Raw genomic sequence first — 24,618 nt, 5'->3', positions numbered from 1 at the left:
CCCGCCTTCGCGGGGATGGACGAAGCTCAGTTGCGGAAGATATCGAGGATGCTGCGCCGCTCTTCCGGCGACGTCGCGCGCGGCGGCTCGGTCGCCGAGATGCTGCGGTCGCCCGCCGGCCCCAACGACGGGTCGCCCACGGGGCCGCCGCGCACCGCGGGCGGCACGGGTCCGCTGCTTCCATTCATTCCGGCGCTCTCGCCGCCGCCCATGCCGAGGCTGCCGACGCCGGCGCCGCGCGCATATTCCTCGTAATACCACTCGCCGCCGACGTTGGTCACGCCTGCGGGCGGGGTCGGCTCCATGACCGGAACGCCCTTGAGCGCCGTCTCCATGAACGCGATCCACACCGGCAGGCTGAGGCCGCCGCCGGTTTCGCGATCGCCGAGCGACTTGGGCTGGTCGTACCCCATCCACACGATGGCGGTCAGGGTCGGGTGGTAGCCCGCGAACCAGGTGTCGATGGCATCGTTGGTGGTCCCCGTCTTCCCGTAGATGTCGGCGCGCTTCAGGGTTGCCTGCGCACGCGCCGCCGTGCCGGAGCGCGCGATCTCCTGCAGCAGCCGGCTCATGACGAAGGCGTTGCGCGCGTCGATCGCGCGCACCGATTCGTTGGGCAGCGGCGGCTGGCTCTCGACGACGGTCTTGCCCTTCTGGTCGACGATCTTCGTCACCAGCCAGGGGTTCACGCGGTAGCCGCCGTTGGCGAACACCGAATAGGCGGTCGCCATCTGCATCGGCGTGACGGAGCCCGCGCCCAGCGCCATGGTGAGGTAGGGCGGATGCTTCTCGGGCTCGAAGCCGAAGCGGCCGATCCAGTCCTGCGCGTTCTGCGTGCCCACGGCCTGCAGGATGCGGATCGACACCATGTTCTTGGACTTCGCCAGCGCCGTGTGCAGCGGCATCGGCCCTTCGAACTTGCCGTCGTAGTTCTTCGGCTCCCAGGGCTGCCCGCCGGTGACGCCGGCGTCGAAGAAGAGCGGGCCGTCGTTCACGACCGTGGTGGGCGTGAAGCCCTTCTCGAGCGCGGCCGAATAGATGAAGGGCTTGAACGAAGAGCCCGGCTGCCGCCACGCCTGCGTGACGTGGTTGAACTTGTTCTTGTTGAAGTCGAAGCCGCCCACCATGGCGTGAATCGCGCCGTCGCGCGGATCGAGCGCGACGAACGCGCCCTCGACTTCGGGCAGCTGCGTGATTTCCCAGGTGTCCTTCGGCGTCTTCATGACGCGGACCACCGCGCCGCGGCGGATCTTGATCTTGGGCGGCGCCTTGTCCGAGAGGCCGGACTGGGCCGGGCGCAAACCCTCGCCCACGATCTCGAAGCGCTCGCCGCTCTGGCGCACCGCGAGGATCTTCTTCGGTCCCGCTTCGAGGACCACGGCCGCCATCACGTCGCCGTTGTCGGGATGGTCCGAGAGCGCGTCGTCCACCGCGTCGTCGAGCTCCGCGCCGTCCTGGGCAGGCAGCTCCACGAACTCCTCGGGGCCGCGGTAGATCTGCCGCTTCTCGTAGTCCATGATGCCCTTGCGCAGGGCGCGGTACGCCGCTTCCTGTTCCTTGGCGACCAGGGTCGTGTACACGTTCAGCCCGCGCGTGTAGGTCTCGTCGCCGTACTGGGCGAACACGAGCTGCCGCACCGTCTCGGCCACGTACTCGGCATGGATGCCGAGCTGCGGCAGGCCGTGGCGCACCTTCAGCTCCTGCTTCTTCGCGGTCTCGGCTTCGGCGGCGGTGATGTAGCCGACGTCCTCCATCCGCTCGATGATGTAGAGCTGGCGCGCCCGCGCGCGCTGCGGATTGGTGATGGGGTTGTAGGCCGACGGCGCCTTGGGCAGCCCCGCGAGCATCGCAGCCTCGGCGATGGTGAGCTCCTTCATCGGCTTGCCGAAATAGGCCTCCGACGCGGCCGCGAAGCCGTAGGCGCGGTTGCCCAGGAAGATCTGGTTCATGTAGATCTCGAGGATCTGGTCCTTCGAGAGCAGGTGTTCCAGCTTGAACGTGAGCAGGACCTCGTAGAGCTTTCGGGTGAACGTCTTCTCGGTGGAGAGGTAGACGTTGCGCGCGACCTGCATCGTGATGGTCGAGGCGCCCTGGCTCTTGGCGCGCCCGAGGTTCGCGAGGCCGGCTCGCAGCAGGCCGCGATAGTCGACGCCGCCGTGCGAATAGAAGCGCGAATCCTCGATCGCCAGCACCGCCTCCTTCATCACCTTCGGAATCTGGCCGATGGGGGTGAGGTTGCGCCGCTCTTCGCCGAACTCGCCGATCAGGACGCCGTCGCGCGAGTAGACGCGCAGCGGCAGCTTGGGCCGGTAGTCGAGGAGGTCGGAGACGTCCGGGAGGTTCGGGTACGCGACCGCGAGCGCCACGCCGGCCACCGTGACGATGGACGCGAGCATGGCGAGCGTGAGCCCGCCGGTCCACAGCACGAAGTACAGCAGCCAGCGTTGCCAGGAAGGGCGCGGCGCGGAGACGCGGGGGACGCCGGAATTCGGTTCAGAAGGCATGGGGCTCCAGGGCAGTCGCCCGGTCGAGGACCATTATAGAAATGGACGGGGTGAGACCTGCCCGCAGAGTCGTCGGTTCCGCTGTCCGGCTTGCAGAGGCTCTGCAGCGTCGGTTTTTGGCAACGGCGCACGAGGACCGATGAGGCAAAATCCTTTGTGCGACAAGGATGTTACTGCTAGCATTCAAGTGGATTCTTAAGTTTGTTACGCCTCGAAACGAAGCGTGCAGGAGACTCGATTGGCCTTTTTCGGCTCTTTGTTCAGCCGTCAGCCGGCGCCATTGCTGGGGCTGGACATCAGTTCGTCGAGCGTGAAACTCGTGGAACTGGGGCGTGGCAAAGACGGCGGACTCATTCTCGAACGCTGTGCGATCGAGCCGCTCGAGCGCGGCTGGATCACCGATGGCAACGTCGAGAAGTTCGACGAAGTGGCCGAAGCCATGCGCCGCGTGGTCAAGAAAAGCGGCACGCGCACGCGCAACGTCGCGATGGCGCTGCCCGCGTCGGCCGTCATCACGAAGAAGATCATCCTGCCCGGCGGCATGAGCGAGCAGGAGCTCGAGGTGCAGGTCGAAACCGAGGCGAACCAGTACATCCCGTTCTCGCTCGACGAGGTGAGCCTCGACTTCTGCGTGATCGGACCCAGCACGTCCTCGGCCGGCGACGTCGAGGTGCTGATCGCCGCGTCGCGCAAGGAAAAGGTGCAGGACCGCCAGGGCCTGGCCGAGGCGGCCGGCCTGCGGCCCGTGATCGTGGACGTGGAGTCGTATGCCTCGCGCCTGGCCGCCAGCCGGCTCATCGCCGAGCTGCCGGAAGAGGGCCGCGACATGCTCGTGGCGCTGTTCGAAGTGGGCGCGTTCAACACCAGCATGCAGGTGCTGCGCAACGAGGAAGTGCTCTACGACCGCGACCAGGCCTTCGGCGGCGCGCAGCTCACGCAACTGATCGTGCGGCAGTACGGCTTTTCCCAGGAAGAGGCCGAGACCAAGAAGCGCAACGGCGACCTGCCCGAGGATTACGAGGGCGGCGTGCTGCGGCCCTTCGTCGACAGCATGGCGCAGGAGATCGCGCGCGCCCTGCAGTTCTTCTTCACCAGCACGCCGCACAACCGCGTCGACTACATCATGGTCGCCGGCGGATCGGCCGCGCTGCCGGGCCTGGCGGACGCGAACACCGCCCAGACCTCCTTTCCCTGCAACCTGGTCAATCCGTTTCACGGCATGAAGATCGGCGAGTCGGTGCGCGAGACGAAGGTGCGGCGCGACGCGCCCTCGTACCTCACCTCCTGCGGGCTCGCCATGCGGAGGTTCATGCAGTGATCCTGATCAACCTGCTGCCCCACCGGGAAGCGGCGCGAAAGCGACGCAGGGAAGGCTTCTTCGTCTCGCTGGGCATCTCGGCCCTGCTGGGCGGCGTCATCGCGGGGATGGTCTTCCTCTGGTACCAGGCCCAGATTTCCGGCCAGCAGAGCCGCAACACGATCCTGACCAACGAGATCAAGCGCCTGGAGGGGCAGATCAAGGACATCGCGACGCTGCAAAACGAGATCGCGGCGCTGCGGGCCCGCCAGCAGGCGGTGGAGGATCTGCAGGCCGACCGCAACCTGCCCGTGCATCTGGTCAACGAGCTCGTGCGCCTGCTGCCCGAGGGCATCTACTTCACCGCGCTGCGCCAGGAGAACCAGGCCGTGACCCTGACCGGGCAGGCCCAGTCGAACGAGCGAGTCTCGGAGCTGCTGCGCAACCTGGGCAACGGCAGCGCGTGGCTCACCCGGCCCGAGCTCGTGGAGATCGTTGCGGCCAACACCAACCTCGGCGGCCGCGATGCACGCCGCATCTCCAACTTCACCATCCGCGTGCGCCTGTTGCGTGCGAGCGAGGCCCAGAAGGCCGCGAGCGGCGCCTCGGCGCCCGAGAGCGCGAGGACGGGCGCCGCGCCCGGCCCGGGCTTCGCGGCCCCGGCCTCCGCGAAGAAATGAGAGCCTGACCCATGGCCACCGTCTCCCTGCCCAAAGTCGATTTCGCCGCGTTCGGCGAGAAAGTCCAGTCGCAGTTCCGCGGCCTCGATCCCAACGATCCCGCGTCATGGCCGCTCGTGCCGCGGCTCGCGCTCAATGCCGCGGTCGCGGTCGCGATCGTCGTCGGCCTGTGGTTCTTCTGGATCAGCAACTCGGCCGACGAGCTCGAGAGGGAGACCGCGAAGGAAGCGACCTTGCGCGAGGACTACAAGAAGAAGCTCGCGCAGGCGATCAACCTCGACGCGTTGCGCAAGCAGCGCGAGCAGGTGCAGCAGTACGTGACCCAGCTCGAGAAGCAGTTGCCCAGCAAGGCGGAGATGGATGCCCTGCTTTCCGACATCAACCAGGCCGGGCTCGGGCGCAGCCTGCAGTTCGACCTGTTCCGGCCCGGCCAGGTCAGCGTGAAGGAGTATTACGCCGAACTCCCGATCGCGATCCGCGTCACCGGCCGCTTCCATGACATCGGCTCGTTCGCGTCCGACATCGCGCAACTTTCGCGGATCGTGACGCTCAACAACGTGGCCATTGCCTCGGGCGGCAGGGAAGGCGTGCTCGCGCTCGAAGCAACCGCGAAGACCTTCCGCTACCTCGACACCGACGAGGTCGCCGCGCAGCGCAAGGCGGCGGCGCCGGCGAAGAAATGACGCTCGGCCTCGCCTCCCTCCTGCGCGCCGCCCTGGCGGCGTCGCTGCTCGTGTCGGCGCTCGCCGGCTGCGGCTCGGAGAGCCACGACGAACTGCAGCAGTGGATGAACGATCAGCGGTCGCAGACGCGGCCCAAGGTCCAGCCGATTCCGGAGCCGAAGAAGTACACGCCGCAAGCCTATACGCAGGAGGCGGCGGTCGATCCGTTCAGCACGCAGAAGCTCGCCCAGGCGTTGAAGAAAGACACGACGCAGAGCAGCACGAGCGCCGCCCTCATCGCGCCCGAGCAGAACCGCCGCAAGCAGCCGCTCGAGAGCTTCCCCCTCGACAGCATGTCGATGGTCGGCAGCCTCGTGCGCCAGGGCCAGCCGGTCGCGCTCCTGCAGGTCGACAAGCACCTGTACCAGGTGCGCCCCGGCGAATACATCGGCCAGAACTTCGGCCGCATCACCAAGGTAGGAGAGACGGAGGTCGAACTGCGCGAGCTCGTGCAGGATGCCACCGGCGAGTGGATCGAGCGCAAGGCGACGCTCCAGCTCCAAGAGAGGTCCAGATGAACAAGTACAAGCACATTCCTTGGCGGGCGTTGGCCGCTTTCGCGCTCCTGCTCGGCGCGGCGTTCGCGGCGCTGCCTGCGCGCGCGCAGGCCGTTGTCGAATCCGTGACGGGCTCGCTGCAAGGCGGCGCCGAAGTGATCCGTGTCGATTTCTCCCAGCCGCTCGCGGCGGTGCCATCGGGCTTCGTCGTGCAGGCGCCGGCGCGCATCGCCATCGACGTGCCCGGCGCGACCAACGGGCTCGGCCGCTCCGCCGTCGACGTCAATCTCGGCAACGTGCGCTCGGTCAACGTGGTGCAGGCCGGCGACCGCACGCGCATCGTGCTGAACCTCAAGTCCGCGTCGAACTATCGCGCTCAACTGCAGGGCAAGTCGCTGCTCCTGGTCCTCGACGGCGGGGCCGCCGCCACGGCGCAGCAGACGGCGCCGCAGGCATTTGCCGAAGCGCGCGGGCGCGACACGCAGCCGCTGCGCGACCTCGACTTTCGCCGCGGCGCCGACGGCGCCGGCCGGGTGGTGGTCGACCTCGCGAACAACCAGGTGGGCGTCGACATCCGCCAGCAGGGCCAGGGTCTCGTCGTCGAGTTCATGAAGACGACGCTGCCCGAAGGCCTGCGCCGCCGGCTCGACGTGTCGGACTTCGGCACGCCGATCCAGACCGTGACGACCACGCAGGTCGGCGACCGCGTGCGTATCGCGATCGATCCGCGCGGCACCTGGGAGCACAGCGCCTACCAGAGCGAGAACCAGTTCGTCGTCGAGGTTCGGCCGCAGCGGCTCGATCCCAACAAGCTGTCGCAGGGTCCGGGCTACACCGGCGAGAAGCTGTCGCTCTCGTTCCAGAACATCGAGGTGCGCGCACTCCTGCAGGTGATCGCCGATTTCACCAACTTCAACGTGGTGACGTCCGACTCGGTGACCGGCAACGTGACGCTGCGCCTGAAGGATGTCCCCTGGGACCAGGCGCTCGACATAATTCTGCAGGCCAAGGGCCTGGGCATGCGCAAGTCGGGCAACGTGCTGTGGATCGCGCCCAAGGATGAAATCGCCGCGAAGGAAAAGCTCGAGCTCGAATCCCGTGCCGCGATCCAGAGCCTCGAACAACTGCGCACGCAGTCGTTCCAGCTCAATTACACGAAGGCCGCCGACCTCGCCGCGCAGCTCACGCGCGGCACCGGCGCGGCCCGCATCCTGAGCGTGCGCGGCAGCGTGCTCGCCGAGTCGCGCACCAACCAGATCTTCGTGACCGATGTCGGCGAAAAGCTGGAGCAGGTCCAGGCCCTCATCGCCAAGCTCGACGTCGCCGTGCGCCAGGTCCTGATCGAAGCGCGCATCGTGGAGGCCTCCGACACGTTCGGCAAGTCGCTGGGCGTTCGGCTGGGCGGCAGCGACCTTCGCGGCGTGCGGGGCGGCGACGCCGGCTACGGCATCGGCGGCACCAACCGCGTCACGATCGGCGGCACCTACGACGCGGTGGCTTCCCAGACGCAGGAAGCGGCGAACGTGCTGAACACGATCAACACGAACTTCGTCAACATGCCCGCGACGGGTCAGGGCGGCTATCCGGCGGCGAACTTCGCCATCTCGCTCTTCAGCGCCGCGGCCAACCGCTTCCTGAACCTCGAGCTGTCCGCGCTCGAAGCCGACGGCAAGGGCAAGCTCGTGTCGAGCCCGCGCATCGTGACGGCGGACCAGCAGAAGGCACTCATCGAGCAGGGAACGGAGTTTCCCTACCAGCAGGCCACCTCGAGCGGCGCGACATCGGTGGCTTTCCGCCGGGCGACCCTGAAGCTCGAAGTGACGCCGCAGATCACGCCCGAGGGCAACATCATCCTCGACCTCGACATCACGAAGGACAGCCGCGGCGAGACCACGGCCGCCGGCATCGCGATCAACACGAAACACATCCGCACGCAGGTGCTGGTGGAGAACGGCGGCACCGTCGTGATCGGCGGCATCTTCGAGCTGACCGAGACCGAGAGCGAGGCGCGCGTCCCGCTGCTGGGCGAACTGCCGGGCGTGGGCAATCTTTTCAAGAGCCGCCAGCGCAACACGAACAAGCAGGAAATGCTGGTGTTCATCACGCCGAAGATGATCGCGGACCGCGCGGCCGCGCGCTGATCGCACAGAAACTAGGAAGGAACCGAACGAGATGATCCGATCGATCAAACTGCTGGCGGGCGTGCTGCTCGCACTGGGACTGGCGGCCTGCGGCGGCGGCGGCGGCAGCGCCGGGACGACGAGCGGCACCCAGGGGTCGAGCAGCATCCCGGCGCAGGGAACGGCAACCGCGAGCGTGACCGACTTCGCGATGTTCACCGACAAGACGACGATCAACAACAGCGGCTCCGACAAGGCGACGCTGACGGTGCAGGCGGTCGACACCAACCGCAACGTCGTGGCCGGCGCCACCGTCGCGGTGGCCGCGAACAGCAACGGCGTGTTCACCTCGCTCGCAACCGACAACAAGACCGATGCGACCGGCGCCTATCGCGGCGAACTGCAGATCGGCAGCGACAAGTCGGACCGCGACATCACCCTGGCGGTGACCGTCAACGGCATCACGAAGCAGTCCGTGGTGCGCGTGGCCGGCAGCAAGCTCACGCTCCAGGCCGTGCCCAGCGCGCCCGCCCCGGGCGAAGCCGTCGTGCTGACGGCTTCCCTCGTCGACTCGTCGAACAACCCGATCCCGAACATCCCCATCCGGCTCGGCGGCACCATCCCGGCGCTGGCGGGCACCGTCATCACGACCGACATCGCCGGCCGCGGCACGCGCTCGTTCGCGGCGCCCACCACCGCGGCGATCTACACGATCTCGGCTTCCGGAAACGGGACGAACTCGACCGACTACCAGGTGCAGGTGTTCAGCACGTCGGTCCCGGCCGCCACCATTCCCGCGGGCTCCGCGCCCTCGCTCTCGAGCTCGCCCAACGTGCTGTCGGTGAACGCGCCCAACTCCTCGACGAACAAGTCGCTCATCCGCTTCCTGTTCATCGACCCGACCAACAAGCCGATCACCAACGTGCGCGTGCGCTTCGTCGATGCGACGACCGGCATCGCCGCCGTGGGCGCGAGTCTCGCGAGCGGCACGCAGACCCTATTCACGGATGCGAGCGGCACGGTGACGACGCAGTACATCGCGGGCCAGAACTCGAGCCCCACGAACGGCGTGACGGTGCGGGCCTGCTACTCGGCCAACGACTTCGCCAATGCGACCGATTGCCCGAACTCGGTAACCACGTCGCTGACGGTGGCGGGCACGGCCCTCGCGGTGTCGGTCGGCGACGACAACCTGCTGGTCAAGAGCGGGCAGACCTACATCAAGAAGTTCTCGGTCACCGTGGCCGACTCCGCCGGACGCGCGGTGCCGAATGCCGCGGTCGACATCTCGGTGGACCTCACGCACTACGGCAAGGGCGCATTCCTCGACGCCTACACCGTCGCGGTGCCGACGGATGCCTCCGCCTACTATCCCTCGTCGTCGACGACGCCCACGACCACGCGCGTCTTTTGCATCAACGAAGACCTCAACCGCAACGGCAACGTCGATCCTTCCGAGAACCTCAACGGATCCGTCGACAGCAATGGCCAGCCCACGCTCGAGCCGCGCCGAAGCGACCTCATCATCAGCTACGTCGATCCCACGAAGACGACCACCGATGCCACCGGCGTGCTCGACATCCAGGTCCAGTATGCGCAGGTCTTCGCCACCTGGCTGGCCTACAAGATCCGCGCGACGGCGAACGTCGCCGGCTCTCAGGGCAATGCCGAGCGGACCTTCGTGACCGACGCGGTGGCCGACGACCTTCCCAACGGTGCATTCCGCACGCCGCCGTATGGCACGGGCGCCTGTAACAGCGCCAACTGACGATGTGATCCTGGCTCTCGTCGGCATGCCCGGCAGTGGCAAGTCCACTGTCGGCCGTCAACTCGCCCGCCGCCTGGCGCTGCCCTTCCACGATTCGGATGCCGTCATCGAGCAGCGTATCGGCTGCACGATCCGCGACTACTTCGCAGAGCACGGCGAGGCCGCCTTTCGCGACGAAGAGCAGGCCGCCATCGAGGCCCTCACCGACGGCGAGAGCGCGGTGATCGCCACCGGCGGGGGGACCGTCCTGCGCGAGGCGAATCGGCGGCGCCTGCACGACAAGGCGCAGGTCGTCTACCTGCGCTCCACCGCGGACGAAGTCTGGCGGCGGCTGCGCCACGACACCGTGCGGCCGCTGCTGCAGGTCGCGGACCCGCACGCGAAGCTGCGCGAGCTGTTCGCCGAGCGCGACCCGCTCTACCGCGAGGCCGCGCACTTCGTGATCGACACCGGCCGGCCCTCCGTGCCCACGCTCGTCAACATGATCCTCATGCAGCTCGAACTCGCCGGGGTGCTGCCGCCGCGCGCTTAAACTCGCTGGATGTCCCCGCGCGCAGACGTCTCCATCGATCTCGGCGATCGAAGCTATTCCATCCAGATCGGCTCGGGCCTGCTCGGCTCGCCCGACATCTTCGCGGGCCTTCCCAAGGCGGGCGCGGCGCTGATCGTCACCAACACGACGGTGAAGCCGCTCTATGCGCAACGACTGCGCGACGCCATCGGCGCCCGCTACGCGAAAGTGCATGAAGTCGTGCTGCCCGATGGCGAGGCACACAAGAACTGGGAGACGCTCAACGCGATCTTCGATGCGCTGCTCGCCAACGCCTGCGACCGCAAGACCGTGATCTTCGCGCTCGGCGGCGGCGTGGTCGGCGACATGGCCGGCTTCGCGGCGGCGAGCTACATGCGAGGCGTCCCCTTCGTCCAGGTGCCAACGACGCTGCTCGCGCAGGTGGATTCGTCGGTGGGCGGCAAGACGGCCATCAACCATCCGCTGGGCAAGAACATGATCGGCGCGTTCTACCAGCCGCTGCAGGTTGTGTGCGACCTCGACACGCTGCATACGCTGCCTCCGCGCGAGTTCAGCGCGGGCCTGGCGGAAGTGATCAAGTACGGACCCATCGCCGACATGGCATTCCTCGACTGGATCGAGGCGAACGTCGAAGCGCTGATGCGGCGCGACACCGCGGCCCTGGCGCATGCGGTCAGGCGCAGCTGCGAGATCAAGGCGCACGTGGTGGGCCAGGACGAGCGCGAAGCGGGCCTGCGCGCCATCCTCAACTTCGGCCACACCTTCGGCCACGCCATCGAAGCGGGCCTGGGTTACGGCGAGTGGCTTCATGGCGAGGCCGTCGGCTGCGGCATGGTGATGTCTATCGAACTGTCGCAGCGCCTCGGCACCGTCGACCGCGCCTTCGCGACGCGCCTGACCCGCCTGATCGAGCGCGCGGGATTGCCGGTGCGCGGCCCGGCGCTCGGGCCGGACCGCTACATCGAACTGATGCGCGTCGACAAGAAGGCGGAAGCCGGCGAGATCAAGTTCGTCGTGATCGATGCGCCGGGACACGCCAGCGTGCGCGGCGCGCCGGACGCCCTCGTGCGCGACGTGCTGGCCGCGACCTGCGGCTGACGCAATGCCGCTCGCGCCCTACGCATGCGACCCGGCGCGCACGCGCGGACGCAGATTCGACGAACCCGCCGCGCCCACGCGCACGGAGTTCCAGCGCGACCGTGACCGCATCGTCCATTCGACGGCGTTTCGCCGGCTCGTCTACAAGACCCAGGTGTTCCTCAACCACGAGGGCGACCTGTTTCGCACGCGGCTCACGCACTCGCTCGAGGTCGCGCAGCTCGGGCGCTCGATCGCGCGGCCGCTCGGCCTGAACGAAGACCTCGTCGAGGCCATCGCCCTCGCGCACGACCTCGGGCACACGCCCTTCGGGCACGCGGGACAGGATGCGCTCGACGAATGCATGCGCGAGCACGGCGGCTTCGAACACAACCTGCAGAGCCTGCGCGTGGTCGATGCGCTGGAGGAACGCTACCCGCGCTTCGATGGGCTGAACCTGTGCTTCGAGACGCGCGAGGGCATCCTCAAGCACTGTTCGCGCGCGAATGCCGTGCGGCTGGAAGCGCAGGAGCCGGGCGGGGTGGGGCGGCGTTTCCTGGATCGGACGCAACCGTCGCTGGAGGCGCAGTTGTGCAACCTCGCCGACGAGGTGGCGTACAACGCCCACGACATCGACGATGGCGTCCGCTCGGGGCTGATCACCCTGCAACAGGTGCGCGAGGTGCCGCTGTTCGACTGCTTTTGCGCCGAGACCGAGGCGGAGTTTCCCGCGCTCGGCGGCCGGCGGCTGCTCTACGAGGCGACTCGCCGCATGCTGAGCGCGCAGGTGTACGACGTGATCGATGCGACGCGGGCGGCGCTGGAGGCGGCGAGGCCCGCCGATGCCGATGCGGCGCGCGCCGCGCCGCCGTTGCTGAAGTTCAGCGAGGGAATGCGGCAGCATTCGGGCTCGCTCAAGACCTTTCTCTTCCGCAACCTCTACCGCCATCCGCAGGTGCAGGGAACGACGCATCAGGCGCGCCGCGTGGTGCGGGAGCTGTTCGACGCCTACCGCACGCAGCCGTCGCAGATGCAGCCGGATTTCGCAGCGCGCGCGGATTCGGTGCGCGCGGTGGCCGACTACATCGCCGGCATGACCGACCGCTTCGCGGCCCGGGAGCACGAACGACTCACGGGCACGCGAATCATCGACTCCGGTTCTAGAATCGGGTCATGAGACGCCCTCACGCATCGCACTTCTGGCACGGGCCGGCCACGCCATGAGCTTCCTCAACCAGCTGAAATCGCAGGCGAACGCGCTCCAGAGCCAGCGTTCGCAGCAGGACGTCCTGCTCGAGGACAACATTCAGCACGTCGAGCTGGCCTGCCGCCAGGTGCTGGCCTATCTGCAGGACCTCGCGCGGCAGCTCAACGTGATCGAGCCGCCGTCCGCCCCGTTCACGCTCGACGGCAAGACGCCCTGGCCCGCGATGAAGCTGCGCGACTTCCGCACCGATTTCCGCCGCAAGCAGTTGCGCGACCGCGAGGTGTTCGACTACCTGGGCATGGGCTGGCAGGCCATCCCGCAGATGGGGCGGGCGGTCGGCGGCCTCGTCACCGTCAATTTCCCGCCGGACCAGCAGCGCGTGGAGTCGCGCATCGCGCTCGGCATGGTGAAGCACGAGCGCAAGGAATCGCGGCACCCCGAGAAGAACACGCTGCTGGCGATCAGGTACGAATATCAGACCGAGACGCGGGGCAACGTCACGGTGTCCGCCGACCACGAGAAGGGGATGCTGAACTTCCGCCTGGTGAACACGGACGGCTTCGAGGTGCAAAACGTTCCCTGGCCCGCCGCGAAGATCACGACCGCACTGCTCGACGAACTCGCCAAGCGCATCGTCGGGCAACCCAGCAAGTTCGTCTGACCGTCATGGAAGACGCCGCGTGTGCGGTCGAGCGCGACACGCGCGCCTGGCTGGAGCGCGCGGTCATCGGCCTCAACCTGTGTCCCTTCGCGAAGGCGGTTTATGCGAAGGGGCAGGTGCACCTGGCGGTCAGCGGGGCCTCGGACGCCGAGGAAGCGTTGCGCGAACTCGAGACGGAGGCTGCGGCGCTCGTCGCACTCGCCGCGTCGGTGCGCGACACGACGCTGCTCGTCGTGCCGGGCGCGCTGGACGACTTCCTGGAGTTCGATGGGGCCGTGAAGCGCGGCGAGCGGATGCTGCGCAAGCGCGGCTACGAAGGCGTGCTGCAGCTCGCAAGTTTTCATCCTCGCTTCGAATTCGCGGGCAGCGAGCCCGGGGATGCGGCGAATCGCACGAACCGGTCGCCCTATCCGATGCTGCACCTCCTGCGCGAGGAGAGCATCGACCGCGCCGTCGAAGCATTCCCGGATGCGGCGGCGATCTACGAGCGCAACATCGAGACGCTCGAGCGGCTGGGCGACGCGGGCTGGGCGGCGCTTGGCGTGGGGCGATCGGCGTGAAGGCCGTGGCCCCGCCCGATCTCGACCTGCGGCCCGGGCAATCGCTCGAGTTGCTGAAGGAACTGCACATCCTCACGCGCGACGGGCGCATCAACCAGGACTCGCGGCGCAAGCTGAAGCAGGTCCATCACCTCCACCAGTTCATCGAGCGGCTGCTGCTGGAGCTGCCGGAGTCGGAGGCGGGGCCGACGCTCGCGGATCACGGGGCGGGCAAGTCGTACCTCGGCTTCCTCCTGTACGACCTCTACTTCCGGCCGCTCGGCCGCGGGCACATCTACGGAATCGAGACTCGGGTCGAGCTCGTCGAGCGCTCCCGCGAACTCGCGCGGCGGCTGGGCTTCGAGCGGATGTCCTTCCTGCACGTGAGCGCGGCGGACTCGGTGGAGGCCGCGGAACTGCCCGCGACCATCGACGTCGTGACCGCGCTCCATGCCTGCGACACCGCGACGGACGATGCCATCGCCTTCGGGCTGCGCAAGAACGCGCGATTCATGGTGCTCGTGCCCTGCTGCCAGGCCGAAATCGCGGCCTGCCTGCGGCAGAACAAGGCGCTGGCCCTCGCGCGCACGCCCCTGGCGGAACTCTGGCGGCATCCCTTGCATACGCGGGAGCTCGGCAGCCAGGTCACGAACGTGCTGCGCTGCCTCTATCTCGAGGCCATGGGCTACCAGGTAACGGTCACCGAGCTGGTCGGCTGGGAGCACAGCATGAAGAACGAGCTCATCATTGCCCGTCGCACCGGCCAGCGTAAGCGTGCCTCGGCCGACCGCCTGCTCGCCCTGCTCGCGGAGTTCGGCCTCTCCGACCTCGCCGCCACGCGCTTCAAACTGGAAAATTAATTGGGGTCAGATTCCAATTTATGATCGGCCGATGGCCCGTCTCCCGCGCTTGACCGTCCCGGGCTACGCGCACCACATCATCCAGCGCGGCAACAACCGCCAGCCGATCTTCTCGGGTACCGCCGACTATGAGGCGCTGCTCGGCATGCTCGACGAATACGCACGCGAGCAGAAGGTGGCCGTGCATTCCTATGTGTTGATGAGCAATCACTTCCATGTGCTCGCAACACCGGAGACCGCCGAAGGTGTTCCCCAGATGATGCAAGCCCTGGGCCGCCGTTACGTCCGCTACTTCAACCAGCGCCAGGCGCGCACCGGAACGCTCTGGGAAGGACGTTATAGGTCGACGCTGATCCAGGCCGAGCGCTATCTCCTCGCGTGCATGGTCTACATCGACCTGAACCCGGTGCGCGCCGGTATGGTCGACGACCCGGCGGACTACCGGTGGTCCAGCCACGGCTTCTACATCGGAAAGACAGCGGATCGAGTCGTCACACCTCATCCTCTTTACTGGGAATTGGGCAACACGCCCTTTGCCCGGGAGGCCGCCTATCGCGACCTGGTCAATGCAGGCGTTGGCATCGACCAGCAGCGTGTACTCACAACCTCGACATTGAGCGGCTGGGCGCTTGGCGAACCGGATTACGTCGCGGAACTGCAAAGGCGTACGTCGCGCCGGCTCGCGAAGGGGAAAGTCGGGCGCCCAACGCTTGAGAAATGATCTGTCCCCATTTTTTGGCGAGATGACGAGAGGGGGAAATTAATTGGGATCTGACCCCAATTAATTTTCTTGGCAAGCGGGAGGCGGTGAACTATCCTCGGGTTTCCCCGGATCAGAAGGAGGGTGCCATGACGACGGCTGCCGAAATTTCTCATTTGCAAGAACAGGGCCTGTATCAGGCCGGCCATGAGCACGATGCGTGCGGCGTGGGCTTCGTGGCGCACATCAAGGGCGAGAAAAGCCACAACATCGTCCAGCAGGCGCTGAAGATCCTCGAGAACCTGGATCACCGCGGCGCCGTCGGCGCGGACAAATTGATGGGCGACGGCGCCGGCATCCTCATCCAGCTGCCCGACGCGCTCTACCGCGACGAGATGGCCAAGCAAGGCGTCGAACTTCCGCCCGTGGGCGAGTACGGCGTCGGCATGATCTTCCTGCCGAAGGAGCATGCCTCGCGCCTGGCCTGCGAGCAGGAAATGGAGCGTGCGATCAAGGCCGAAGGCCAGGTGCTGCTCGGCTGGCGCGACGTGCCGGTCGACACTGCCATGCCGATGTCGCCCGCGGTTCGCAAGAAGGAGCCGATCATCCGCCAGGTGTTCGTCGGCCGCGGAACGGACGTGATCGTGCAGGAGGCGCTGGAGCGCAAGCTGTACGTGATCCGCAAGACGGCGAGCGCCGCCATCCAGAAGCTCAAGCTGAAGTATTCGAAGGAATACTACGTCCCCAGCTTCTCCAGCCGCACCGTCATCTACAAGGGCCTGCTGCTGGCCGACCAGGTCGGCGTCTATTACAACGACCTGCGCGATTCGCGCTGCGTCTCGGCGCTCGGCCTCGTGCATCAGCGTTTCTCGACCAACACCTTCCCCGAGTGGCCGCTCGCGCACCCGTACCGCTACGTCGCGCACAACGGCGAGATCAACACGGTCAAGGGCAACTACAACTGGATGCGCGCCCGCGAAGGCGTCATGTCCTCGCCCGTGCTCGCGGCCGACCTGAAAAAGCTCTATCCGATCTCCTTCCCCGACCAGTCGGACACGGCGACCTTCGACAACTGCCTCGAACTGCTGACGATGGCGGGCTACCCGCTCGCGCAGGCCGTGATGATGATGATCCCCGAGCCGTGGGAACAGCACACGCTCATGGACGAGCGCCGCAAGGCCTTCTACGAATACCACGCCTCGATGCTCGAGCCCTGGGACGGCCCGGCCTCCATCGTCTTCACCGACGGCCGCCAGATCGGCGCGACGCTCGACCGCAACGGCCTGCGTCCGTCGCGCTATTGCGTGACCGACGACGACCTCGTCATCATGGGTTCCGAGTCCGGCGTGCTGCCGGTGCCCGAGAACAAGATCGTGCGCAAGTGGCGCCTGCAGCCCGGCAAGATGTTCCTGATCGACCTCGAGCAGGGCCGCATGATCGACGACGAGGAGGTCAAGGCCTCGCTCGCGAACTCGAAGCCCTACAAGCAGTGGATCGAGAACCTGCGCATCAAGCTCGATGACCTGTCCGACACCTCGGGCGACGCGCCGAGCAGCGACGTCGAGCTGCTCGACCGCCAGCAGGCCTTCGGCTACACGCAGGAAGACATCAAGTTCCTGATGTCGCCCATGGCGCAGGCGGGCGAAGAGGGCATCGGCTCGATGGGCAACGACAGCCCGCTCGCCGTGCTGTCGGACAAGAACAAGCCGCTCTACAACTACTTCAAGCAGCTGTTCGCGCAGGTGACGAACCCGCCGATCGATCCGATCCGCGAAGCCATCGTCATGTCGCTCGTGTCCTTCATCGGACCGAAGCCCAACCTGCTGGACATCAACCAGGTGAATCCGCCGATGCGGCTGGAGGTGAGCCAGCCGATCCTGGACTTCGCCGACATCCAGAAGCTGCGCGAGATCGAGAAGCACACGCACGGCAAGTTCCGCAGCTACACGCTCGACATCACCTATCCGCTCGCGTGGGGCAGCGAAGGCGTCGAGGCGCAGCTCGCGTCGCTGAATGCCGAGGCCGTCGATGCGCTCAAGTCCGGGAAGAACATCCTGATCATCAGCGACCGCGCCGTTGGCCCGGATAAGGTCGCGATCCCGGCGCTGCTCGCGCTGTCGTCGATCCACCAGCATCTGGTGCGCGAGGGCCTGCGCACGACCGCGGGCCTCGTGGTCGAGACCGGCTCCGCGCGCGAGGTCCATCACTTCGGCGTGCTCGCGGGCTACGGCGCGGAAGCCGTGCATCCCTACCTCGCGATGGAGACGCTCGTTTCCATCCACAAGGATCTGCCGGGCGACCTGAACGCCGAGAAGGCGATCTACAACTACATCAAGGCGATCGGCAAGGGTCTCTCCAAGATCATGTCGAAGATGGGCGTGTCGACGTACATGTCCTACTGCGGCGCGCAGCTGTTCGAGGCCATCGGCCTGAACGGCGACACGATCGAGAAGTACTTCACCGGCACCTCGAGCCGCGTCGAGGGCATCGGCGTCTTCGAGATCGCCGAGGAAGCGATCCGCATGCACCGAGGCGCCTTCGGCGACGACCCCGTGCTCGCGGGCATGCTCGACGCCGGCGGCGAGTACGCCTGGCGCACGCGAGGCGAAGAGCACATGTGGACGCCCGACGCCATCGCGAAGCTGCAGCACAGCGCGCGCGCGAACAACTGGAACACCTACAAGGAATACGCGCAGCTCATCAACGACCAGAGCCGCCGCCACATGACGCTGCGCGGCCTGTTCGAGTTCAAGGTCGATCCGTCGAAGGCGATCCCCGTCGACGAAGTGGAGCCCGCGAAGGAGATCGTCAAGCGCTTCGCGACCGGCGCGATGTCGCTCGGCTCGATCTCGACCGAGGCGCACGCCACGCTCGCAGTCGCCATGAACCGCATCGGCGGCAAGAGCAACACCGGAGAAGGCGGCGAGGACCCGGCACGCTATCGCCAGGAGCTCAAGGGCATTCCGATCAGCGCGGGCCAGACCATGGCGCAGATCATCGGCAAGGACGTCGTCGAAGTCGACATCCCGCTGAAGGAAGGCGACTCGCTGCGCTCGCGCATCAAGCAGGTCGCGTCGGGCCGCTTCGGCGTCACGGCGGAATACCTCGCGTCGGCCGACCAGATCCAGATCAAGATGGCGCAGGGCGCGAAGCCCGGCGAGGGCGGCCAGCTTCCCGGCGGCAAGGTGTCGAAGTACATCGGCAAGCTGCGCTACTCGGTGCCCGGCGTGGGCCTGATCTCGCCGCCGCCGCACCACGACATCTACTCCATCGAAGACCTCGCGCAGCTGATCCACGACCTGAAGAACGTCGCGACGCATTCGAGCATCAGCGTGAAGCTGGTGTCCGAGGTCGGCGTCGGCACGATCGCGGCGGGCGTCGCGAAGTGCAAGGCCGACCACGTGGTGATCGCGGGCCACGACGGAGGCACGGGCGCGTCCCCCTGGTCGTCGATCAAGCATGCAGGATCGCCCTGGGAAATCGGCCTGGCGGAGACGCAGCAGACGCTGGTGCTGAACCGCCTGCGCAGCCGCATCCGCGTGCAGGCCGACGGCCAGATGAAGACCGGCCGCGACGTCGCCATCGGCGCGCTGCTGGGCGCCGACGAGTTCGGCTTCGCGACCGCGCCGCTGGTGGTCGAGGGCTGCATCATGATGCGCAAGTGCCACCTCAACACCTGCCCGGTCGGCGTCGCCACGCAGGACCCTGTGCTGCGCAAGAAGTTCGCGGGCAAGCCCGAGCACGTCGTCAACTTCTTCTTCTTCGTCGCCGAGGAAGTGCGGCAGATCATGGCGCAGCTGGGCATCCGCAAGTTCGACGACCTGATCGGCCGGGCGGACCTGCTGGACATGAAGAAGGGCATCGCGCACTGGAAGGCGCGCGGCCTCGACTTCAGCCGCCTGCTCGCGCAGCCGCAGGTGCCGGCCGACGTGCCGCGCTACCACACCGAGTCGCAGGACCACCGGCTGGAAAAGAGCCTCGACCGCATCCTGATCGAGAAGTCCCGCCCCGCCATCGAACGCGGCGAGCGCGTGCAGTTCATCGAAGTCACGCGCAACGTCAACCGTTCGGTGGGCGCGATGCTCTCGGGCGAGATCACGAAGGCGCATCCCGAAGGCCTGCCCGACAACACGATCCACATCCAGCTCGAAGGCACGGGCGGACAATCGTTCGGCGCGTTCCTCACGCGCGGCGTCACGCTGTACCTGATCGGCGACGCGAACGACTACACCGGCAAGGGCCTGTCCGGCGGCCGTGTCGTCGTGCGCCCCAGCATCGACTTCCGCGGCGTCGCGACCGAGAACATCATCATCGGCAACACGGCCTTGTACGGCGCGACGTCCGGCGAGGCGTTCTACAGCGGCGTGGCCGGCGAGCGATTCGCGGTGCGCCTGTCCGGCGCGACGGCGGTCGTCGAGGGCACCGGCGACCACGGCTGCGAATACATGACGGGCGGCACGGTGGTCGTGCTCGGCAAGACCGGCCGCAACTTCGCGGCGGGCATGTCGGGCGGCGTGGCCTATGTGTACGACGAGGACGGCCAGTTCGCCAGCCGCTGCAACACGGCCATGGTCTCGCTGGAGCGCGTGACGAGCACGGCCGACCAGAAGGCCACGGGCGGCAAGACCCTGATGCACCGCGACCAGACCGACGAGGCGCAGCTGCGCAAGCTGCTGGAGGACCACCATCGGTGGACCGGCAGCCGCCGCGCGCGGGACCTGCTCGACCAGTGGGCGACGGCTCGCGCGAAGTTCGTCAAGGTGTTCCCCAACGAGTACAAGCGCGCGCTCGCCGAGATGTACGAGCGCGAGGTGGAGCTCGCGAGCGCCGGCACGAACGCGCACGTCGCGATGCCCGAACCCGCGCCCGCCAAATAAGAGACGGAAGAAAGATCATGGGAAAAGTCACCGGCTTCCTGGAATACGAGCGCATCGAGGAGGGCTATCGCCCGGTGCCCGAGCGCGTGAAGCACTACAAGGAGTTCGTGATCGGCCTCACGAACGACGAGGCCAAGGTGCAGGGCGCGCGCTGCATGGACTGCGGCACGCCCTTCTGCAACAGCGGCTGCCCGGTCAACAACATCATTCCGGACTTCAACGACCTCGTGTACCGCCAGGACTGGCGCAATGCGTGGGCGGTGCTCGACTCGACGAACAACTTCCCGGAGTTCACCGGCCGCATCTGCCCCGCGCCGTGCGAGGCCGCGTGTACGCTCAACGTGAACGACGAGCCGGTGGGCATCAAGTCGCTGGAGCACGCGATCATCGACCGCGCGTGGGAAAACGGCTGGGTGACGCCGCGCGTCGCGCGCATCAAGACCGGCAAGAAGGTCGCCGTGGTCGGCTCCGGCCCGGCCGGCATGGCCGCCGCGCAGCAGCTCGCGCGCGCCGGTCACGACGTCACGCTGTTCGAGAAGAACGACCGCGTGGGCGGCCTGCTGCGCTACGGCATCCCCGACTTCAAGATGGAGAAGTCGCACATCGACCGGCGGGTGGAGCAGATGAAGGCCGAAGGCGTCACCGTCCGTACGGGCGTGATGATCGGCAAGCTGCCTGGCGACTCGAAGGTCACCAACTGGGCGAAGGAAACGATCTCGCCCGAACAGCTGCAGAAGGACTTCGACGCCGTGCTGCTGACCGGCGGCGCCGAGCAATCGCGCGACCTGCCGGTGCCGGGGCGCGAACTCGACGGCGTCCACTTCGCGATGGAGTTCCTGCCGCAGCAGAACAAGGTGAATGCGGGCGACAAGGTCAAGAACCAACTGCGCGCCGACGGCAAGAACGTCATCGTGATCGGCGGCGGCGACACCGGCAGCGACTGCGTGGGCACGAGCAACCGCCACGGCGCGAAGAGCGTGATCCAGTTCGAGCTGATGCCCATGCCGCCCGAGCACGAGAACAAGGAGCTGACCTGGCCGTACTGGCCGTACAAGCTGCGCACCTCGTCCTCGCACGAGGAAGGTTGCGAGCGCGAGTTCGCCATCGCCACCAAGGAGTTCACCGGCGCGAACGGCAAGGTTACCGGCCTCACCACCGTGCAGGTCGAATTCAAGGACGGCAAGTTCAACGAGGTCCCCGGCACCGAGAAGAAGTACGAGGCCGACCTCGTGCTCCTGGCCATGGGCTTCGTGAGCCCGGTGCAGTCGATCCTCGAAGGCTTCGGCGTGCAGAAGGACGCGCGCGGCAACGCGAAGGCGACGACCGACTTCACGGGCGGCTATGCGACGAACGTCGAGAAGGTGTTCGCCGCCGGCGACATGCGCCGGGGCCAGTCGCTGGTGGTGTGGGCGATCCGCGAAGGCCGGCAGGCGGCTCGGTCCGTGGACGAGTTCCTGATGGGATTCAGCGACCTCCCGCGGTGAGCGGCGGCCTCGGACCCAGGTGACCGCGCCGGGCGGCTCGCCCCGGCCGCGTGGCGATTCAAAGGCCCGTATCATCCGAACCTTTGCCCCACGCCCGATGACCGACCTCCCCGGCCCCGGTGCATTGGTCGAATGCCGCAACCTGAGTTTCGGCTACGGACCGCGCCGCATCCTCGACGACCTGAGCTTCACCGTGCCGAAAGGCAAGGTGACGGCGCTCATGGGCGCGTCCGGCGGGGGCAAGACCACGGTTCTGCGCCTGATCGGCGGGCAGGTGAAGCCGCAGCGCGGCGAGCTGCTGTTCGACGGCCAGGACATCGCCGGGGCGAACGCAGAAACGATGTACGCACTGCGCCGGCGCATGGGCATGCTGTTCCAGTTCGGTGCGCTTTTCACCGACATGAGCGTGTTCGACAACGTCGCGTTCCCCTTGCGCGAACATACGCCGCTGCCCGAGACGCTGGTGCGCGACATCGTGCTGATGAAGCTCAATGCCGTGGGCCTGCGCGGCGCGCGCGACCTGATGCCCAGCGAAATCTCGGGCGGAATGGCGCGCCGCGTGGCGCTCGCGCGCGCCATCGCCCTCGACCCCGAACTCGTGATGTACGACGAGCCCTTCGCCGGCCTCGACCCGATTTCCCTCGGCACCGCGGCGCAATTGATCCGCCGCCTGAACGACACGCTGGGGATCACGAGCATCGTCGTCTCGCACGATCTCGTCGACACCTTCGCGATCGCCGACCAGGTCATCATCCTCGCCAACGGAAAGATCGCGGCACAGGGCACGCCCGAGGAAGTTCGCGCTTCGGCCGATCCGCTCGTCCACCAGTTCGTGCATGCGAAGGCCGAAGGCCCGGTGCGCTTCCACTACCCCGGCCCCTCCGTCGCCGACGATTTCAGCGCGGGATTGAAATGACGAGGCCGCTATGAGCTGGTACCGCCCCGCCGACGTCGGATTCGCCACGCGCCGCAAGCTCGCGGACATCGGCTATTCGGCACGCCTCTTCCTGCGGCTGGTCGCGCTGTTCGGCGCCAGCATGCGCCGCTTCGGCCTGGTGCGCGACCAGATCCATTTCCTCGGCAATTATTCGCTCGCCATCATCACGGTGTCGGGCCTCTTCGTCGGCTTCGTGCTGGGCCTGCAGGGCTACTACACCCTGCAGCGATACGGCTCGTCCGAGGCGCTCGGCCTGCTCGTTGCGCTCAGCCTCGTGCGCGAACTCGGACCCGTCGTCACGGCCCTGCTCTTCGCCGGCCGCGCGGGCACGTCGCTCACGGCCGAGATCGGCCTCATGAAGGCGGGCGAGCAGATCTCCGCGATGGAGATGATGGCCGTCGACCCGGTGCGGCGCATTCTCGCGCCCCGTTTCTGGGCGGGCGTGATCGCCATGCCCCTGCTGGCCGCGGTGTTCAGCGCCGTCGGCATCCTCGGCGGCTGGGTCGTGGGCGTCGTGCTGATCGGCGTGGACCCCGGCGCCTTCTGGAGCCAGATGCAGGGCGGCGTCGGCGTGTTCAGCGACGTGGGCAATGGCGTGGTCAAGAGCTTGGTCTTCGGCGTCACCGTGACCTTCGTCGCGTTGCTGCAAGGCTACGGCGCGCAGGCGACGCCCGAAGGCGTGTCGCGCGCCACGACGCGCACCGTGGTGATGGCGTCGCTGGCGGTGCTCGCGCTCGATTTCGTGCTCACCGCGATGATGTTCAGTATCTAGAAAGATAGAAAGAGACCAAGGATTTCGCCATGGAACGATCCGGCAAAGACGTGTGGGTGGGCCTCTTCGTCCTCATCGGGGGCGCGGCGATCGTGTTCCTCGCGCTGCAGGCGGCCAACCTGCTGTCGCTCAATTTCCAGCAGACGTATCGCGTGATCGCGAAGTTCGACAACATCGGCGGGCTCAAGCCGCGCGCGGCGGTCAAGAGCGCGGGCGTGGTCGTGGGGCGGGTGGAGTCGATCACCTTCGACGACAAGTCCTACCAGGCGGCCGTCGCGCTCGCCCTCGAGAGCCGCTACCGCTTCCCGAAGGACAGCTCGCTCAAGATCCTCACGAGCGGCCTGCTTGGTGAGCAATACATCGGGGTGGAGGCGGGCGCCGGCGAGAAAAATCTGGCAGGAGGCGATACCATTACCTCGACACAGTCCGCGGTGGTGCTGGAAAATCTGATCGGCCAGTTCCTCTACAACAAGGCCGCCGAGGGCGGTCCGGCGGCGGGAGCGGCAGCAAAGAAATGAAGATGCAAGGATTCGGGCCCTTCGGGCCTTTCGGGCGCGTCGCGCGGGCGACAGTGGCGGTATTTCTTGCCGGCGCGGTGCTGGCCCTTTCGGGCTGCGCCACGCCGGAGCAGCGCGTGTCGCGCGATCCGTTCGAGCCGTTCAACCGCGGTGTGATGGAGTTCAACGAGGGCGTCGACCGCGCACTGCTCAAGCCGGTGGCCACGGCCTACCGGCAGGCGGTCCCCGGGCTCGTGCGTACCGGCGTGTCCAACTTCTTCGGCAACATCGGCGACGTCTGGTCGGCGGTCAACAGCCTGCTGCAGCTGAAGATCGGCAACGCGTTCGAGAGCGCCATGCGCGTGCATGTGAATACCTTCTTCGGGATGGGCGGCCTGTTCGATCTCGCCAGCGAGTTCAACATCGAGCGGCACAAGGAAGACTTCGGCCAGACCCTCGGCCGCTGGGGCGTTCCCGCGGGCCCGTTCCTCATGCTGCCGTTGCTGGGGCCGTCGACCGTGCGCGACACGCTGGCCATGCCGGTCGACCGCCGCTTCGACCCGTTTCACGACGTCAACCCCGACTCGAGCCGCAATGCCTTCTACGCGCTGCGCCTGATCGACAAGCGGGCCAACCTGCTGATGGTGGGGGACGTGCTCGAGAACGCCGCGCTCGACCGATACACCTTCACGCGCGATGCATACCTGCAGAGGCGGCGCGCCGAGATCACGAGCGACGGCGAGCGCGATCGCGACCGGGACGCGGGCCAGACGCCGAAGCTGGACGAAGCGCCGGCCGGCAGCCCGCGGGCCGCGCCGGCCAGGCCCTGAGGGCGAAGTTGCACGCTGTTTCCCCGCAAGGCATGCCGGGGCGGAACTGCCGGGCGG

20 protein-coding genes are annotated in these 24,618 nt (G+C 67.2%); 19 read left to right on the top strand and 1 reads right to left on the bottom strand.

Annotation, left to right across the window (positions count from 1 at the left end; translation table 11 throughout):
* Positions 1-26 precede the first annotated feature (26 nt).
* On the bottom strand, positions 27-2,504 hold the full coding sequence (locus tag AB7E83_RS14600) for a penicillin-binding protein 1A (RefSeq protein WP_428570645.1): 2,478 nt from the start codon (positions 2,502-2,504) through the stop codon (positions 27-29).
* Positions 2,505-2,742: 238 nt separating this feature from the next.
* On the opposite strand from AB7E83_RS14600, the gene AB7E83_RS14595 reads away from it, so the two are divergent.
* From AB7E83_RS14595 to AB7E83_RS14505, 19 genes are all read left to right on the top strand, one after another.
* Positions 2,743-3,822 (top strand): pilus assembly protein PilM, encoded by a 1,080-nt coding sequence (locus tag AB7E83_RS14595; protein WP_428570643.1) that lies wholly within the window; start codon positions 2,743-2,745, stop codon positions 3,820-3,822.
* Positions 3,819-4,481 carry a PilN domain-containing protein gene (locus AB7E83_RS14590; protein ID WP_428570641.1) on the top strand — a complete coding sequence of 221 codons (663 nt, stop codon included), beginning with the start codon at positions 3,819-3,821 and terminating at the stop codon, positions 4,479-4,481. The genes AB7E83_RS14595 and AB7E83_RS14590 overlap by 4 nt, the downstream gene beginning before the upstream one ends.
* A gap of 11 nt (positions 4,482-4,492) precedes the next feature.
* Positions 4,493-5,164 (top strand): type 4a pilus biogenesis protein PilO, encoded by a 672-nt coding sequence (locus AB7E83_RS14585; RefSeq protein WP_428570639.1) that lies wholly within the window; start codon positions 4,493-4,495, stop codon positions 5,162-5,164.
* Entirely contained in the window at positions 5,161-5,721 is a 561-nt protein-coding gene (locus AB7E83_RS14580) for a pilus assembly protein PilP (protein ID WP_428570637.1), read from the top strand. Before AB7E83_RS14585 ends, AB7E83_RS14580 begins: the two co-directional genes overlap by 4 nt.
* A complete protein-coding gene (gene pilQ, locus AB7E83_RS14575) occupies positions 5,718-7,841 on the top strand; it encodes a type IV pilus secretin PilQ (protein ID WP_428570635.1) in 2,124 nt (707 codons plus the stop codon). Before AB7E83_RS14580 ends, pilQ begins: the two co-directional genes overlap by 4 nt.
* A 31-nt stretch (positions 7,842-7,872) precedes the next feature.
* Positions 7,873-9,588: a hypothetical protein gene (locus tag AB7E83_RS14570; protein WP_428570633.1), complete on the top strand. Its 1,716-nt coding sequence runs from the start codon at positions 7,873-7,875 to the stop codon at positions 9,586-9,588.
* A 4-nt stretch (positions 9,589-9,592) separates the two neighbouring features.
* Entirely contained in the window at positions 9,593-10,120 is a 528-nt protein-coding gene (locus AB7E83_RS14565) for a shikimate kinase (protein WP_428570631.1), read from the top strand.
* Positions 10,121-10,129: 9 nt separating this feature from the next.
* Entirely contained in the window at positions 10,130-11,218 is a 1,089-nt protein-coding gene (gene aroB / locus AB7E83_RS14560) for a 3-dehydroquinate synthase (protein WP_428570630.1), read from the top strand.
* Positions 11,219-11,222: 4 nt separating this feature from the next.
* Positions 11,223-12,374 carry a deoxyguanosinetriphosphate triphosphohydrolase gene (locus AB7E83_RS14555; RefSeq protein ID WP_428570628.1) on the top strand — a complete coding sequence of 384 codons (1,152 nt, stop codon included), beginning with the start codon at positions 11,223-11,225 and terminating at the stop codon, positions 12,372-12,374.
* A 43-nt stretch (positions 12,375-12,417) separates the two neighbouring features.
* Positions 12,418-13,065, top strand: a complete 648-nt coding sequence (locus tag AB7E83_RS14550) for a hypothetical protein (protein WP_428570627.1) — start codon at positions 12,418-12,420, stop codon at positions 13,063-13,065.
* Positions 13,066-13,070: 5 nt separating this feature from the next.
* Positions 13,071-13,625, top strand: coding sequence for a DUF1415 domain-containing protein (locus tag AB7E83_RS14545; protein ID WP_428570625.1), 555 nt, complete (start codon positions 13,071-13,073; stop codon positions 13,623-13,625).
* Complete coding sequence (locus AB7E83_RS14540; RefSeq protein ID WP_428570623.1) at positions 13,622-14,464, top strand: class I SAM-dependent methyltransferase; 843 nt, start codon at positions 13,622-13,624, stop codon at positions 14,462-14,464. Before AB7E83_RS14545 ends, AB7E83_RS14540 begins: the two co-directional genes overlap by 4 nt.
* A 31-nt stretch (positions 14,465-14,495) precedes the next feature.
* A complete protein-coding gene (locus AB7E83_RS14535; protein ID WP_428570621.1) occupies positions 14,496-15,185 on the top strand; it encodes an REP-associated tyrosine transposase in 690 nt (229 codons plus the stop codon).
* Positions 15,186-15,313: 128 nt separating this feature from the next.
* Positions 15,314-20,041: a glutamate synthase-related protein gene (locus AB7E83_RS14530; protein ID WP_428570619.1), complete on the top strand. Its 4,728-nt coding sequence runs from the start codon at positions 15,314-15,316 to the stop codon at positions 20,039-20,041.
* 17 nt (positions 20,042-20,058) lie between these two features.
* Positions 20,059-21,525 (top strand): glutamate synthase subunit beta, encoded by a 1,467-nt coding sequence (locus AB7E83_RS14525; RefSeq protein ID WP_428570617.1) that lies wholly within the window; start codon positions 20,059-20,061, stop codon positions 21,523-21,525.
* Positions 21,526-21,622: 97 nt separating this feature from the next.
* The gene (locus tag AB7E83_RS14520; protein WP_428570616.1) at positions 21,623-22,441 is read left to right on the top strand and encodes an ABC transporter ATP-binding protein; all 819 of its coding nucleotides are present in this window, start codon (positions 21,623-21,625) and stop codon (positions 22,439-22,441) included.
* Positions 22,442-22,451: 10 nt separating this feature from the next.
* Positions 22,452-23,234 (top strand): lipid asymmetry maintenance ABC transporter permease subunit MlaE, encoded by a 783-nt coding sequence (gene mlaE, locus AB7E83_RS14515; protein WP_428570614.1) that lies wholly within the window; start codon positions 22,452-22,454, stop codon positions 23,232-23,234.
* Between the two features lie 29 nt (positions 23,235-23,263).
* A complete protein-coding gene (gene mlaD, locus AB7E83_RS14510; protein WP_428570612.1) occupies positions 23,264-23,752 on the top strand; it encodes an outer membrane lipid asymmetry maintenance protein MlaD in 489 nt (162 codons plus the stop codon).
* Positions 23,753-23,754: 2 nt separating this feature from the next.
* Positions 23,755-24,561, top strand: a complete 807-nt coding sequence (locus AB7E83_RS14505) for an MlaA family lipoprotein (protein WP_428570610.1) — start codon at positions 23,755-23,757, stop codon at positions 24,559-24,561.
* The last annotated feature ends 57 nt before the right edge of the window (positions 24,562-24,618 follow it).

This window comes from Ramlibacter sp., assembly GCF_050250995.1.
GTDB lineage: Bacteria > Pseudomonadota > Gammaproteobacteria > Burkholderiales > Burkholderiaceae_C > Ramlibacter.
The sequence above is the reverse complement of the archived record's forward strand: the minus strand, read 5'-3'. Positions and strand labels throughout refer to the sequence as shown.